This window comes from Paenibacillus sp. JT31N11, from assembly GCF_056269285.1.
The window spans coordinates 36667-50643 of the sequence record NZ_JBWDNQ010000010.1; the positions used below are offsets into that span (position 1 = coordinate 36667).

Here is a 13977-nt window from a genome sequence, read left to right on the forward strand (position 1 = left end):
CTCATCTATAATAATAACAGCAGATGTTCAGTTACTGACAACCGGGCTGCGGTAAGCCTGCATCCAGCGGTTGCAGTAATATCCCGCAGGATCACGGCAGCCAAGAATCATTTGGCATTGAATCGCTGACTTTTGAACGGGCAATACTGGCAGCATGGTGGTTGTATCCAGACTTGGAGGTAGAGATCATGAAGCATAGAGTTTTATATGAAGGCGCATTCGCGCTTCTTCAGGTGGAGATGGAGCAGGGAGAAAGTGTGAAGGCGGAGATGGGCGCAATGGTTTCCATGTCGCCAACGATTGACTTGAAGGGAACCGTCGACGGTGGAATTATGAGGGGACTCGGGCGGATGCTCAGCGGGGAGAAATTCTTCTTCCAGGAACTCGTCGCAGCACGCGGGCGGGCAGAGGCGCTGCTGGCTCCTTCCTCCATGGGGGATATTCAATCGATCGAGCTGGACGGTACATATAAGCTGTTGGTCCAAAAGGACGGCTTTCTCGCCGGTACATCCGGCATTGAAGTCAACACCAAAATGCAAAATCTGGCGCGCGGCTTCCTGTCCGGCGAAGGCTTCTTCATCATTGAGATCAGCGGAAGAGGTACGGTTTTCCTGTCCTCATTCGGGGCCATTCATGCCATTAACCTCGCTCCCGGCGAGGAAATGATCATCGATAACGGACATCTGGTCGCTTGGCCGGATTATATGGAGTACAAGATCGAGAAGGCCTCCAAGGGCTGGTTCTCCAGCTTTACGAGCGGGGAAGCCATTGTCTGCCGTTTTCGGGGCGAGGGCGTTGTACTCATCCAAAGCCGCAATGCGGCCGGCTTCGGCAGCTGGATCAAACGGTTTATTCCGACAAGCGGCTAGCGCTTGGTTTTTTGTGTGATGCTTCTCCTTGGGAAAAGGCTGCTGGTGCAGCCTTTTTTCTATGAAAAGACAATTTAAAAGCAATACCTTGCAGACCCCTGAGGCGATCAGAGGTCTTTTTTGTTTGTTCCCACCGAATATCAGCTGCGGACTGTGACAACTGCCGTGTTATTGTCCCGTCAGGACGTTAGCCGTTACGGTTCATAGATAAATCCATATATTGTTTATGCAACTAACGCTAACTTAAGGAGAGGATAAAAAATGGCAAGACACAAGAAATCAAAACATTGTTGTTACGATCCCAAACCCTTTTGTAAAACGCAAAAAGTAATTTGGGTATACAAGGTGCGCTATGACCCTAAAATCATTAAAAAATACTGCAAGCCCGTTAAAAAGCATAAAAAATGGTAATAAAATGTAACTAGTTGGTTTTAAAAATCCATATAAACTATGGATGGCATGAAGTAGATCTCTGAATCTTTCAGAGATCTATTTGTGCTGCCGCAGCATTTTTGATCCGGGCATGTCACTGGATGATTGCCATACGTTACAGCAGACTTATTTACCCATGGAATCGCTTACCTCTGAGGTACACTTGTAAGGGATTGCCCGGAATTGCACATAAGTGGAGAACATCTTTGCATATTGAACAGTAGAAGGGTGAGATGAAGCAGATGAAGATTACAGAGGTAACAAGCTATCTGTCCAGCGACGGCGTATTTGTCAAGGTGGAGACGGACGAAGGCATTACCGGTTATGGAGAAGGCACGAACTTCACGCCGAGGGCGGTTATCGGCATGATTGAAGAATTGAAGCCCTATCTCATCGGAGAGGATCCGCAGCGGATCGAGCATTTGTGGCAGTCATGCTTTCGCCGCCTGTTTGCCCGTGGCGGGCCTGTAACGGGTTCTGCGATTGCTGCCATTGATATTGCCCTGTGGGATATTAAAGGAAAAGCGCTTGGCGTTCCCATATATCAGCTGCTGGGCGGGTTGGCCCGCGACAAGGTGAGGGTATACGGACCGGTTGCCGGCAAATCGGCAGAAGAAATTGCCCGCAAGGCCAAGCTGCTGGCAGACCGGGGCGTTACGGCGATCCGTTACCGCGCCTTCCACGATTGGGACGATCTCAATTTGCATGATCATAAACGCGCCGTCATGCAGCAGATTGAGTACACAGAGGCAATCCGTGCGGCAGTGGGCGACGAGGTGGATCTGATTATCGAATGCCATGGCCGTTATGATCCCGATTATGCAGTGATGCTGGCGAAGAATGTGGAGAAATTCCGCCCGCTGTACATTGAGGATCCCATCCGCCACGAGAATCCGCAGGCTTACCGCCGGCTCAGACCGTATACCAGCATCCCGCTGGCAACCGGAGAACGGGGACACAATAAATGGGATTACCGCGAATTGATCGAAGGCGGTCTTGTCGATTATTTGCGTCCGGATATTTGCTGGTGCGGAGGCATTACCGAAATGCGCAAAATCGCAGCGATTGCCGAGATGTATTATGTCAACCTGGTGCCGCATAACAACTGGGGACCGATTGGAACGGCGGCCAGCATGCATGTGTCGCTGGCGTTCTCCAATGTGGCGCTGCTGGAGCTTCCCGCATCGGCCAGCAACGCCGGGGATTTGGATACGACTGTAGCCTCGCCCTATCCGGTCGTGGAGAACGGGTATGCTTTTCCGCTGAATGGTCCGGGACTTGGCGTGACCTTCTCGGAGGAAGCGGCGGAGGCCCGTCCTGCGAAGCGGCTCGGCATTGTTCCCAAGCTGAATGCGCTTGACGGATCTGTCCGGGACTGGTAGACCGCAACCGCGGATAACGGGGCAAGCAGAAGCGCACCGACAGTACAGCTTGTCCAAGGCCAGCTTGATCAACAGATTGGATAAGGAGGCTGCGGAACATGGAAGCAGATCAGAGAACGGCTGATCTCAAGAAGGTGGTCATGATTAGGGATCATATGGAGCAGGAGGGCAGCGGGACGCCCCTCGGGTGGGCAGTCGAACAGCTGTCTGCAGCCTTGAAGGGACGTTCCATAACGCTCATTCCGCAAAGCGACGCGAATTCATCCGGCGCGGAAGCAGCTATCAGACTTGTTAAAGCCAGTGATGCCGGCGGAGAAGCCGGAAATGTTCCCGCTGCTGCCGAAGCGTTCATCATCGATCGGCAGACGGAACCGGCCCGCACAACAATTGTGATCTACTCATCCGGTGACAGAGGCTTCATCTATGCGCTGCTGGAGCTTGCGGACCGGATTCAATATGCCTCCGATCCTATGGCGGAGCTGCACGATTGGAAGCGAACGGAAGAGAAGCCGGCGAACAAAGTCAGGAGCCTCAGCAGGATGTTTGTCAGCGAGGCGGAGGACAAGCCCTGGTATTACGATAAGGCTTTCTGGAATGAATATTTGAACGAAATCGCCCGGCATCGCTTCAACCGCTTCAATCTTGCCCTCGGGATGGGCTATGATTACGGTCATGATCCGGATATCCGGGACAATTATATGTATTTTGCTTATCCCTTTCTGCTGGATGTCCCCGGATATGACGTCAGGGTTGAGGGATTGCCCGGGGGAGAAGCGGCCCGCAACCTGGACATGCTCCGCTATATCGGGGAGCAGATATGCCGCCGCGGTCTCGATTTTCATGTCGGCATCTGGACCAATGCCTACGATTTGCCGGACAGTCCCCATCCCCATTACCGGATCACGGGACTGACGAAGGACAATCACGCCGCTTACTGCCGTGATGCGCTTACCCTGCTGCTGCAGTCCTGCACCTCTATTGCCGGCCTGACCCTGCGGGTTCATTACGAAAGCGGCATTCCGGAGCCGGCTCAGGAATTCTGGAGAGCGGCATTGTCCGGGATTGCCGCCATCGACCGGCCGATCAGCGTCGATATCCATTCCAAAGGGGTGGAGGCGTCCATGATAGAAATGGTTCGGGAGAGTACAGGCAGGCAGGTAACGGTCTCGCCCAAGTTCTGGGCAGAGCATATGGGACTGCCCTATCATCCCGCGCATAACCGGGAGAGGGAAATGCCGGAGGCTGATTTCAAGGGCTCCCAATACGCAGCTGTTACAGCGGGCTCCCGCAAGGTAACTCGCTATGGATATGCGGATTTTCTGACGCGCAGCCGCAATTACGATATCCTGTACCGGGTATGGCCGGGGACGCAGCGCGTTCTGCTGTGGGGCGATCCCGTCATGGCCGCGGGAAGCAGCCGCGCGGCGTCGTTCGGCGGGGCTGCCGGCCTGGAGCTGTTCGAGCCGCTGTCCTTCAAGGGCCGCAAGACATCGGGCATCGCGGGCGGCAGGGAGCTGTATGCCGATGAGCCGCTTCGTCTGGAAGGCAAAGACTGGATCAAATACGGTTACACCTACCGGCTGTGGGGAAGGATGCTGTATAATCCGGATACGGATCCTGACGTATGGAGAAGATATTTGCGCCATGAATACGGGGCATCCGCGGGGGCTGCCGAGAAGGCGCTGGCCTTTGCCAGCCGGATTCTTCCTCTGATTACTGTCGCGCATCATCCATCCTCCGCGAATGTGGATTATTGGCCGGAGATGTATACGAATCTGGCGATCATCAAGACCAAGCCGTCCCAATACGACTACGACCTGCCGGAGCCGAAGACGTTCGGAGCAGCAAGTCCCCTTGATCCCGAAATGTTTTATTCCATCAATGCCTTCGCGGACGCTGTAATAAGCGGAACCCGCAGCGGCAAGGCAACTCCCCAGGAGGTAAGCTTCCGTCTTGACGAATGGGCAGGAGGAGCCATGAGCAGCTTGATGGAAGCCGAAGCCTTGGCGGACAAGCCTCAGAATGCAGCCTTCCGACGGTTGGCGGCGGATGTGCGGATTCTGGCGGGCCTGGGCCGTTTCTTCGCACGGAAATTCCAGGCAGGAACCGCTTATGCCTTGTTCGAGCGCTCCAACGATGTGCGGTTTTTGTATTACGCCTTGAAGGAGTACCATCTGGCGAAGGAAGCCTGGGAGCAGATTATAGCGGCAGCGGATGGCGTTTACCGCAGCGATATCGCGTTTGGCCATAAGCCTTATATGCGTGGGCATTGGGCTGACCGCCTCCCGGCGATAACGGAGGACCTGGAAGAGATGCACCGGATATACAGGCAGTGGCCGGCCGGTGCCGGAGCCGTGGGACCGGATGAGACGGGGATGGGGAAATACGTAAGACCGCTGCGGGGACCGTCCCCGTCCTATGAGCATATTCAGCCTGAGTCCTACACTCCGGGAATGCCGGTCCAAATTGCCGCAACTGCTCCATCGGCCCCGCAGGAGCTGCGGATTTACCTGCATTACCGCCATGTCAATCAGGCCGAACGGTTCGCGGTAGCGGAGATGGAGAGGGACGGCGACCTGTATCGCGCCGTGATACCATCATCCTATACGGATTCGGCTTATTCCCTGATGTATTATCTGGAACTGGATAACGGGACCGATGTCTGGATCGCTCCGGGTTTTGACACGGAGATGGCGGGCCCACCTTATTTTGTCCTGCATTCCACATTTGTCCTCCAGGGTGGAATAACGTCTTCTAATTAGGGGATATTCGTCCGATATGGGAATATTTGCAATGACAAAAAAGCGGTTTCAAGAGCAAACAGAAGACAAAAGTGTATCACGCGGGATTGTCAAAGGGGTTATAATAAAAACAATTCGGTCTAACTTGGAGGTATCCTATGAACGTTTTTCCATTGCAGCAGCGGAATATCACCAGCAGCAGAATCGTTTACGGCACGACTGGTCTTGGGGGAAGCAACAACCATGATCCCCTTACCGATGCGGACCTGTTGAAGGCGGAGCGTGCGGTCGATGCTGCGCTTGAGGCCGGCATTACGATGTTTGATCACGCCGATATCTATTCGGGAGGCAAGGCCGAGGCTGTTTTTGGAAGCGTTCTCGGGAAGAGGCCGGGCTTGCGCGAATCCATTGTGATTCAGTCCAAATGCGGCACCCGGTTCGCGGACGAGCATTCCCCGCAGCGGTATGATTTTTCCCGGGAGCATATATTACGCGCCGTTGACGGCAGCTTGAAGCGGCTGGGTACAGATTATCTGGATATTCTGCTCCTGCACCGGCCTGATCCGCTGGTCCAGGCTCAGGAAGTCGCCGAAGCGTTTCAGACGCTCAAGCAGGCAGGCAAAGTCAGACACTTTGGCGTTTCCAATATGAACGCGGGACAGATCAAGCTTCTGCAGGCCCAGCTGCCCGATCCGCTGGTGGCCAACCAGCTGGAGATGAGCCTGCTGGATTCAAGCTGGGTCGACCGGGGCGTACTGGTTAATCAGCGCGAGTCCGTCCATGTTGTTTTTCCGGAAGGGCTCCTGGAGCACTGCATGCTGGAGAATATCCAAATTCAGGCATGGTCTTCGCTTGCGAAAGGCATCTATACAGGACGCAGCATGGATAATGCTCCGGAAGAGGTTGTCCGTACCCGCGAGCTGGTTGCCGAGATGGCCCGGCGCAAAGAAACGACGGGCGAGTCTATTGTGCTGGGCTGGCTGATGCGCCATCCGGCGCTGATCCAGCCGGTGATCGGGTCGGCCAATCCGGAGCGCATTCTGAACTGCCGGGATGCCGTGAGGCAGTCCGGGCTCATGACGCGCGAGGAATGGTATGCGCTCTATACATCGTCCAGAGGCAAATCCGTCACCTGACACCAGCTGCCAGCGGGAGGCTTGACCTATGCGCATCTGCGCTTTTGGGTCAGCCTCCTTTCGTGCTTTATGATTTCCCGCTGAGGCTCGAACGGAAAATGTCTCTACTACCCGGCAGGAAGGGGACACACATGTGAAATCGCTTCTACAGATGCTGAAAGGTCCTCGTTCACTCAAAAGAAAGCTGATTGCCGTGCTGCTGTCCAGCACGCTGATTCCGCTTGCCCTTATCGGCGCGATTTCCTACTACACGATCTATTCCATACTGGACCATAAAATTGAAGACGGGGTCCGGAGCACTTTAAGCCAAAAGAAGCAATCGCTCGAAACCTCGCTTCATCATCTCCAATATGTGTCCCAGCAGCTCTCGCTCGATGGCAGCGTCGGCCAGAATTTGTCGGTTTATCTGACGACCTCCGACCTGTATGAAAAAAAACTGATGCGGGACGAAGTCATTAATGAAATCAATCTGATCAGCTTTTCCAACCCGAATCTCAGCATGGTCTGTTATTATATGCCCGGCCCCAAAAAAATCCTGTTCTCCAATTATTGCCCGACATCCAATCTGGATATCCATAGTCTGCCCATGTTTGAGGATTACAGTGCGGACAGGGGCTTCACCTATTACGGGCCTTATGATTCACAGAACTATCAGAACAGAAGAATGGTCGTTTCAGTCGCCCGCAGTGTTCTGATGGAGGGCGAACCGATTTACATCTATATCGAGACCGAAGTGGAGGATATTTTCGACGGGGGCGATCCCAAGAACGGAGCGAGTTTGCTGATTGTGGATCACAGCGGCCGCATCGCCTACAGCAGCTCCGCATCGTTCCAGGCCGGCAGCAGCTACGCCGCAAACAGCGGGCAGCAGGATGCCTACCTGTTCCAGGCCGCAAGCCAGCAGGGCTGGATGATTGTAAGCGTTATCCCGAAGAAGGAGTACGACCGGGAGATTAACGGGTGGCTGCTGCGGTTCTTCGTGCTTGGCGTTTCATCGATCGGGCTCAGCCTGCTGTTTGCCTGGGCTGTCTGGCGGACGGTCTATCGTCCGCTGCGAAGTCTCAACCGGGAAATTATGCTGATATCCAAGAGCAATTTCAAGTCCGCCGTTACATTCACGGATGTGAAGGAGTTCGATTTTCTGCTCCTGCGCTTTCAGGATATGCGTATCCGGATAAGGGAGCTGCTGCATGAGGTGAAGGAGAAGGAAGAACGCAAAGCGGCGCTGGAGGTGGAAAAGCTGATGCATCAGATCAATCCTCATTTTACCCATAATACGCTGGATACGATCCGCTGGCTGGCCCGGCTGCAGGGTCATGACGAGATTGACCGTCTTGTGTCGACGCTGAACAAGCTGCTTTACTACAATCTCGGAAAAGGCAAGACGGCTACGATTGCCGACGAAATCGGCGCGCTCCGGCATTATGTGGCCCTGCAGCAGATCCGTTATAATTTTCAGTTCGACGTACGGATCGATACCGATCCGGCGATCGAGGATACGCTGATTCCGCGCTTTATTCTTCAGCCTCTTGTGGAAAATGCGCTGTACCACGGCGGGATGGCGGATGACGGGATTATACGCGTGATTATTGCCGAGGAGGAAGACGAGAGGATCGGCATCCGGGTTATTGATAACGGCATCGGCATGGATGAGGAGGCGGTCCACCGGCTGCTGGAGCAGGATCATGCCCCGGATTCGGCGAATGGCTCTAACCACAAGACGGGAATGGGCATCGGCGTCAATTATGTGCGGCGGATGATTGAATTTCAATTCGGCGACAGGGCCGAATTCGGAATCCAGAGCGCAGCAGAGCAGGGAACGACAATCCTTATTCGGATTCCCATGAATGCAAAGGAGCGGGATGACAATGAACGTGCTGATCGTGGATGACGACCATCTGGTGCGCAAGGGAATTGTTTCCCTCATGCCCTGGAGCGAATTCGGGCTTCAGGTTGTAGGCGAAGCGGAGAACGGAAAGAAAGCGCTTCAATTTCTGGAAAGCCATCCCGTTGATCTGATGATCACTGACATCGCCATGCCGTCCATGTCGGGGCTTGACCTGCTGCGGGAGGTCCGGGAGCATTATCCCGGCATCTGGATCGTGATGCTGACCTTTTATCAGGAGTTCGAGCATGTTCAGGAGGCTCTCCGGCTCGGGGCCATCGATTATATCGCCAAGGTGGAGCTGGAGAAGGACAATATGCGCGACATTCTCACCCGGATTCTCCGGCGGACCCGTGAGCAGAAACTGCCTGAAGCTCCGTCTGTCGTCGTCCGCACAGTCGGCGGCACAGTCGGCGAAAGCGCGGAGAGGGTGCTGCTGCTCGCCGCACTCTCGTCGGAAAGGCCGGATTTTCTCGATGAGCTGCTGCCGACGGAGCAGCAGGGCGTAAGCGAGATCAACCGGGATGTGTGGCTGCTGCCGGAGCTCTCTCCGGCGCGGGAGGATGAGATCGTCGGGAGAATCAGGGAGTGTGAGGAACTGTCGGGCAAGTGGGCGGTGATTCGCACGGTCGGGATCCGGGACCATAACCGGAAGCAGATCTGCAAGCTTCTGGTCGATTATGCTTCGCATGACTTTTTCTATGAATATGAGCCGGGCCGCAGCGTTTATGATGTGGATCTGGACTCTTTTGAAAGAGAGGACCGGCAGATTTCCGAGAAGGTGCTGTACCAGCTGCGCGAGGAATGGTCGTCGCTTGAACTGGTGTACGATGAGGAGCGCTATCTCGCGCTTGTATCGGAGCTGGAGAAGATCCGTCCTTCAGCCGACAAGCTGGAGAGCATGTTCTATTGGATATTGGTGCAGTGGGAGAGATACGTGCCCCTCGATCTGACATCTGTATTTGACAGGGCGGAGCTGCGCTGCTGGGCGGATTGGCTGCTGTGGCTGGAGAAGATGCGCAAGGATATCCGCAGCTCCTTCGTGGAAACCCATTATTCCGATGACATGATGGCTAGTGTGATCAAGGCTGTCGATTATATCAACCGCAATATCAGCCTGGATCTGAAGCTGACGGAGGTAGCGGAGGAGGTTCACATCAGCCGCAGCTATTTCAGCGAATGCTTCAAGAACATTACGGGGAAAACCTTCAACGAGTATATAAGGGATGCGCGAGTCGACTATGCCAAGTCGCTGCTCAGCCAGACGAACGAGCCGATTTACCGGATTTCCGAGAAATGCGGATATCCCGACGAGAAATATTTCAGCAAGGTGTTCCGCAAGAAAGTCGGCGCTCTGCCAAGCGAATTCCGCAAGCGCGGGCAAGGAGCCAGCGTGCAGGAAAGACCATAAAACAAGGAAAACATGGAGGGGTATGAAGTGAAAATGAAAATTGGATTTGTCGGACTGGGAACAATGGGCTTGCCAATGGCAATCAACCTGCTGAAAGCAGGCTTTGAGGTTTACGGGAAGAACAGAAGCTCCGGCCGGGAGCAGCAGTTTGCCTCGCAAGGGGGCCTTACGGGATTGTCGCTTGCCGAGCTGGCAGCTCAGATGGATGTCATTATAACCTGCCTTCCGCTGCCTTCGGATGTTGAAGAGGTATATTCGGGTGATAGCGGTCTGATTCAGCATGCCCGGGAAGGACTCGTTCTGATCGATTGCAGTACAGTATCGCCGGAACTGAACCGCAAGCTCTATGCGCAGTCCGAAGCAGCCGGCGTGGAATTCCTTGACGCTCCCGTAAGCGGCGGCGAGACCGGAGCCATCGCCGGAACGCTGAGCGTGATGGTCGGAGGACAAGAAGAGACTTATAACCGTGTGCACAGCCTGTTCGAGGCGGTCGGCAGCAGGATCAGCTATGTTGGCGCATCGGGTAGCGGCTCTACGGTGAAGCTGATCAATCAGCTGATGGTGGGCATTCACTCCCAGGCGGTCAGCGAAGCCTACGCGCTGGGCTGCAAGGCCGGTCTTGATCCGGATCTGCTGTTTGATATTCTGAATCACAGCTTCGCCCAAAGCAGGATCATGGAGCGCCACTATACCCAATTTATTGCCAAGTCTTCGTTCCAGCCGGGCTTTGCGCTGAAGCTGCTGGCCAAGGATATGAATCTGGCGGCTGATATGGGCGAGCAGTCCGGCGTTCAGCTGAATGCCGGCAAGAGGGTTCAGGCCATTATCAACCAGGCGGTTGGAGATGGCTTCGGGAGTCTTGATATGGCGGCGCTGTATTCCTACCAGGTGGCTGGCGGCGACAAGCAGCGGGAAGCCGGGAGCAGGAAGTATTTTGCCGTATTTCTGCCTATGCTGGATGCGGATAAAAGCGTACAGTACCGCCCGGATCATCTGCAATTTCTGGATGATTGCCGGGCAGCCGGGAAACTGCATGCCAACGGGCGGTTTGTCGATGGGGCAGGGGGACTTGTCATCTACCGCGCAGGGAATTTTGAAGAAGTGGAGCAGTGGGTGAAGCAGGATCCGTACATCGTGAACGGGGCGCGCAGCTATGAGATTCATGAATGGGATATCGTCCTGGCTCCATAAACCAGGAGAGATGAGGACAGGGAGTAATCCGGCACGGAAAAAGGGGGAACTTCCCCCTTCCTTCCCCCGGGAAGGCAGTCAAGCGGAAGATGTTTATCTCCCAAACGGACGATGGATGGTACTACTTGGGCTGCCGATTTCCGCCGTATAATGTTCCTATCTTCACCAAATCATGAATCGATAACAGGGAGGTTTACCATGAGAAAGAAGTGGTTTGTCGGAACGGCTTTATTCTTTCTTCTTTTTGCAACCGCTTGCAGCAGCAATACAGGCGGCAATGATGCGAATTCGCCATCAAATGCGCCCGCAAACACAGGGAACGCTGTAAGCGAGGGAGAAGGCGCAGCCCCCGCAGCGGGAGAGGCTGCAGATCCGTACGGGCCGGAGAAAGAGCTTGTCACGCTTAATATCGCACAGGTGCTGCCTCCGGGCGACGCAGGTCTGCCTGCAGGGCAAACCGTCGATAACAATGTGCTGACGAAGTTTTATGAAGACACGCTCAACATGAAGATCCATCGCGAGTGGAGCGCCGTTGATGGCGACCCGTATGACCAAAAGGTTATGCTGGCCATTGCCAGCCGTGAAATTCCCGACGCGATGCAGGTCAATGAAGAGCAGCTCCGAATGATGGTGAAAGCCGGATTGCTGGAGGACTTGACGAACGTCTTCGATCAATATGCTTCACCGAAGGTCAAGGAGCTGCAGGTCGATCTTGCCAAGGGCCAGGCGCTGGAATCCGCGACTTTCGACGGCAAGCTGTACGCCATTCCCAGCATTCAGATCAAGGGTGACGCGTACACGGTGCTGTGGGTGCGCAAGGACTGGCTGGATAAGCTGAAGCTGCCGGAGCCCAAGACGATTGCCGATATTGAAGCAACAGCCAAAGCGTTTATAGACAACAAGATGGGCGGCGACAAGACGGTCGGCCTCACAGGGCCCAACAAATCCGAGCTTTCCAGCGACAAGGGGAACCGGGCGCATGGCTTTGACGCCATCTTCAGCTCCTTCCACTCCTTCCCGCGCAACTGGATCAAGGATAAGGACGGCAATGTAACCTATGGCTCCATTACGCCGGAGACGAAAGAAGCGCTGGGCCAACTCCGCGACTGGTATGCCAAGGGTCTGATCGACAAGGAGTTCTTCCTGCGTGAAAATCCCAATGAGCTGTTCCTGAGCGGACAAAACGGGTTGTTCTTCGGTCCGTGGTGGATGGGCTGGGGCGATCTGACCCAATCCTTCGAGAAGAATCCGGATGCCCAGTGGAAAGCTTACGCCGCGCCGACCGATAAAGACGGCAAGCTGCTGACGCATTTGCAGCCGGTTTCACTCGATTATCTCGTTGTCCGCAAAGGCTATGAGCACCCTGAGCTGGTGATGAAGGGCGTCAACATGAGGATCGGCATGAACCGTCAGGCGGCTGATGTTCCAAAAGATCTCTTCGACCGCTGGACGAAGGAAGTCGCTACGACCGAAATCAGCGATACGCTGGATGTGTTCCGCGTCAACGCGGATGATATCGGAGCTGTCTCGAACCGCAGACATGCGATCCTCGATGCGGTGGACGGCAAGATTGATCCATCCACGCTGGAGCCTGAAGTCAAGGATGCTTATGAGCTGGCCAAGAAATATATGGATGACCCGACCGTAGTGAAAAATTATCCGCAGGCGGTCAAGGATGGGCTGACGCTGACCCAAACGGGTAGCTTCCAGGCTTATGTGGTGGGCGGCGCCCCGCTTGACAGCGAGTATGAGGAAGTAAGCAGCCTGCTCTATTCGCCAACGGAAACCATGAAGACGCGTTGGGCCAATCTCACGAAGCTGGAGGACGAAACCTTCCTGAAGATCATTATTGGCGGAGCTCCTCTGGATTCCTTCGATACCTTCGTGAAGCAGTGGAAGAGCCAGGGCGGCGACAAGATCATCAAGGAAGTAGAAGAAGCAATCAAAGAATAGCGGAATTGGCGAAGGCGGCGCCGGAGGCGGGTACAGCCTCCGGCACCAGGGGCCGATTTTACAGGATTGGAGTTGATCGATTATGCGCGCTCTGAAGCCGCAAACGCATTATCTGCTCATGCTGCTCCCCGGCATTGCGCTGCTGCTGATTTTCGAGACAACGCCGCTTCTGGGATCTGTTGTGGCGTTTATGAACTATTTTCCCGGCGTGCCCTTCAAGGATCAGGAATGGGTCGGACTGGAAAATTTCCGCTATATGTTTGAAATGAATGACAGTCTCATCATTTTCCGCAACACCATTATTCTTGCCAGTTTGAAAATCGTCTTCAATCTTGTTGTGCCTCTTGTGTTTGCACTTTTGCTCAATGAAGTGAAAAATATTTTGTTCAAGCGTTGGGTGCAGACGATCGTCTACATGCCCCATTTTCTGTCCTGGGTTATCCTGGCAGGCATTCTGAGTGAAATTTTATCCTTGAACGGCAGCATTAACGTCGTTCTTCAGTGGTTTGGCATCGATCCGGTCCTGTTTCTGGGCAGCAACACCTGGTTTCCGGTCATTGTAGTCGGCAGCGACGTCTGGAAGGAGCTCGGCTTCAATCTGGTCATCTATCTGGCTGCGCTGACGGGCATTAATCCGGCGCTTTACGAAGCGGCCGAGGTGGACGGGGCAACCCGGATGCAGAAGATCTGGAATATTACAGTGCCGGGCGTTTCAACTACGGTCATTCTGCTGGCGACTCTGGGCATCGGCAATGTGCTGAATGCCGGATTCGACCAAGTATTCAATTTGTATAATCCGGCCGTCTATCAGACGGGCGATATCATCGATACCTATGTGTACAGGGCAGGACTTCTTGAGATGCAGTATTCGCTGGCAACGGCGATCGGGCTGCTCAAATCGGCGCTCAGCTTCATCCTGATCGTCATCGCGTACACATTGGCCAACAAATTCAGCGATTACCGGATTTTCTGACGGA

The 13977-nt window shown here is 54.4% G+C and carries 9 protein-coding genes; all 9 read left to right on the top strand.

Translation table 11 applies throughout. The annotated features are described in order from the left end of the window. Window positions 1-188 precede the first annotated feature (188 nt). The 9 genes from AC0YNV_RS27640 (at window position 189) to AC0YNV_RS27680 (ending at window position 13973) form a co-directional block, all read left to right on the top strand. Window positions 189-869 carry a TIGR00266 family protein gene (locus AC0YNV_RS27640; RefSeq protein WP_210046277.1) on the top strand — a complete coding sequence of 227 codons (681 nt, stop codon included), beginning with the start codon at window positions 189-191 and terminating at the stop codon, window positions 867-869. 665 nt (window positions 870-1534) lie between these two features. Then, window positions 1535-2683, top strand: a complete 1149-nt coding sequence (gene dgoD, locus AC0YNV_RS27645; RefSeq protein WP_475770925.1) for a galactonate dehydratase — start codon at window positions 1535-1537, stop codon at window positions 2681-2683. A 98-nt stretch (window positions 2684-2781) separates the two neighbouring features. Continuing rightward, a complete protein-coding gene (locus tag AC0YNV_RS27650) occupies window positions 2782-5445 on the top strand; it encodes a hypothetical protein (RefSeq protein WP_475770926.1) in 2664 nt (887 codons plus the stop codon). Between the two features lie 137 nt (window positions 5446-5582). Continuing rightward, window positions 5583-6560 carry an aldo/keto reductase gene (locus tag AC0YNV_RS27655; RefSeq protein WP_475770927.1) on the top strand — a complete coding sequence of 326 codons (978 nt, stop codon included), beginning with the start codon at window positions 5583-5585 and terminating at the stop codon, window positions 6558-6560. A gap of 133 nt (window positions 6561-6693) precedes the next feature. After that, entirely contained in the window at window positions 6694-8451 is a 1758-nt protein-coding gene (locus AC0YNV_RS27660; protein ID WP_475770928.1) for a cache domain-containing sensor histidine kinase, read from the top strand. After that, window positions 8429-9856 (top strand): response regulator, encoded by a 1428-nt coding sequence (locus tag AC0YNV_RS27665; RefSeq protein ID WP_475770929.1) that lies wholly within the window; start codon window positions 8429-8431, stop codon window positions 9854-9856. The genes AC0YNV_RS27660 and AC0YNV_RS27665 overlap by 23 nt, the downstream gene beginning before the upstream one ends. A 33-nt stretch (window positions 9857-9889) precedes the next feature. Further along, window positions 9890-11047, top strand: a complete 1158-nt coding sequence (locus AC0YNV_RS27670; RefSeq protein ID WP_475771097.1) for an NAD(P)-binding domain-containing protein — start codon at window positions 9890-9892, stop codon at window positions 11045-11047. 198 nt (window positions 11048-11245) lie between these two features. Next, complete coding sequence (locus tag AC0YNV_RS27675; protein ID WP_475770930.1) at window positions 11246-13000, top strand: extracellular solute-binding protein; 1755 nt, start codon at window positions 11246-11248, stop codon at window positions 12998-13000. 82 nt (window positions 13001-13082) lie between these two features. Further along, window positions 13083-13973, top strand: a complete 891-nt coding sequence (locus AC0YNV_RS27680; RefSeq protein ID WP_475770931.1) for an ABC transporter permease — start codon at window positions 13083-13085, stop codon at window positions 13971-13973. Window positions 13974-13977 lie beyond the last annotated feature (4 nt).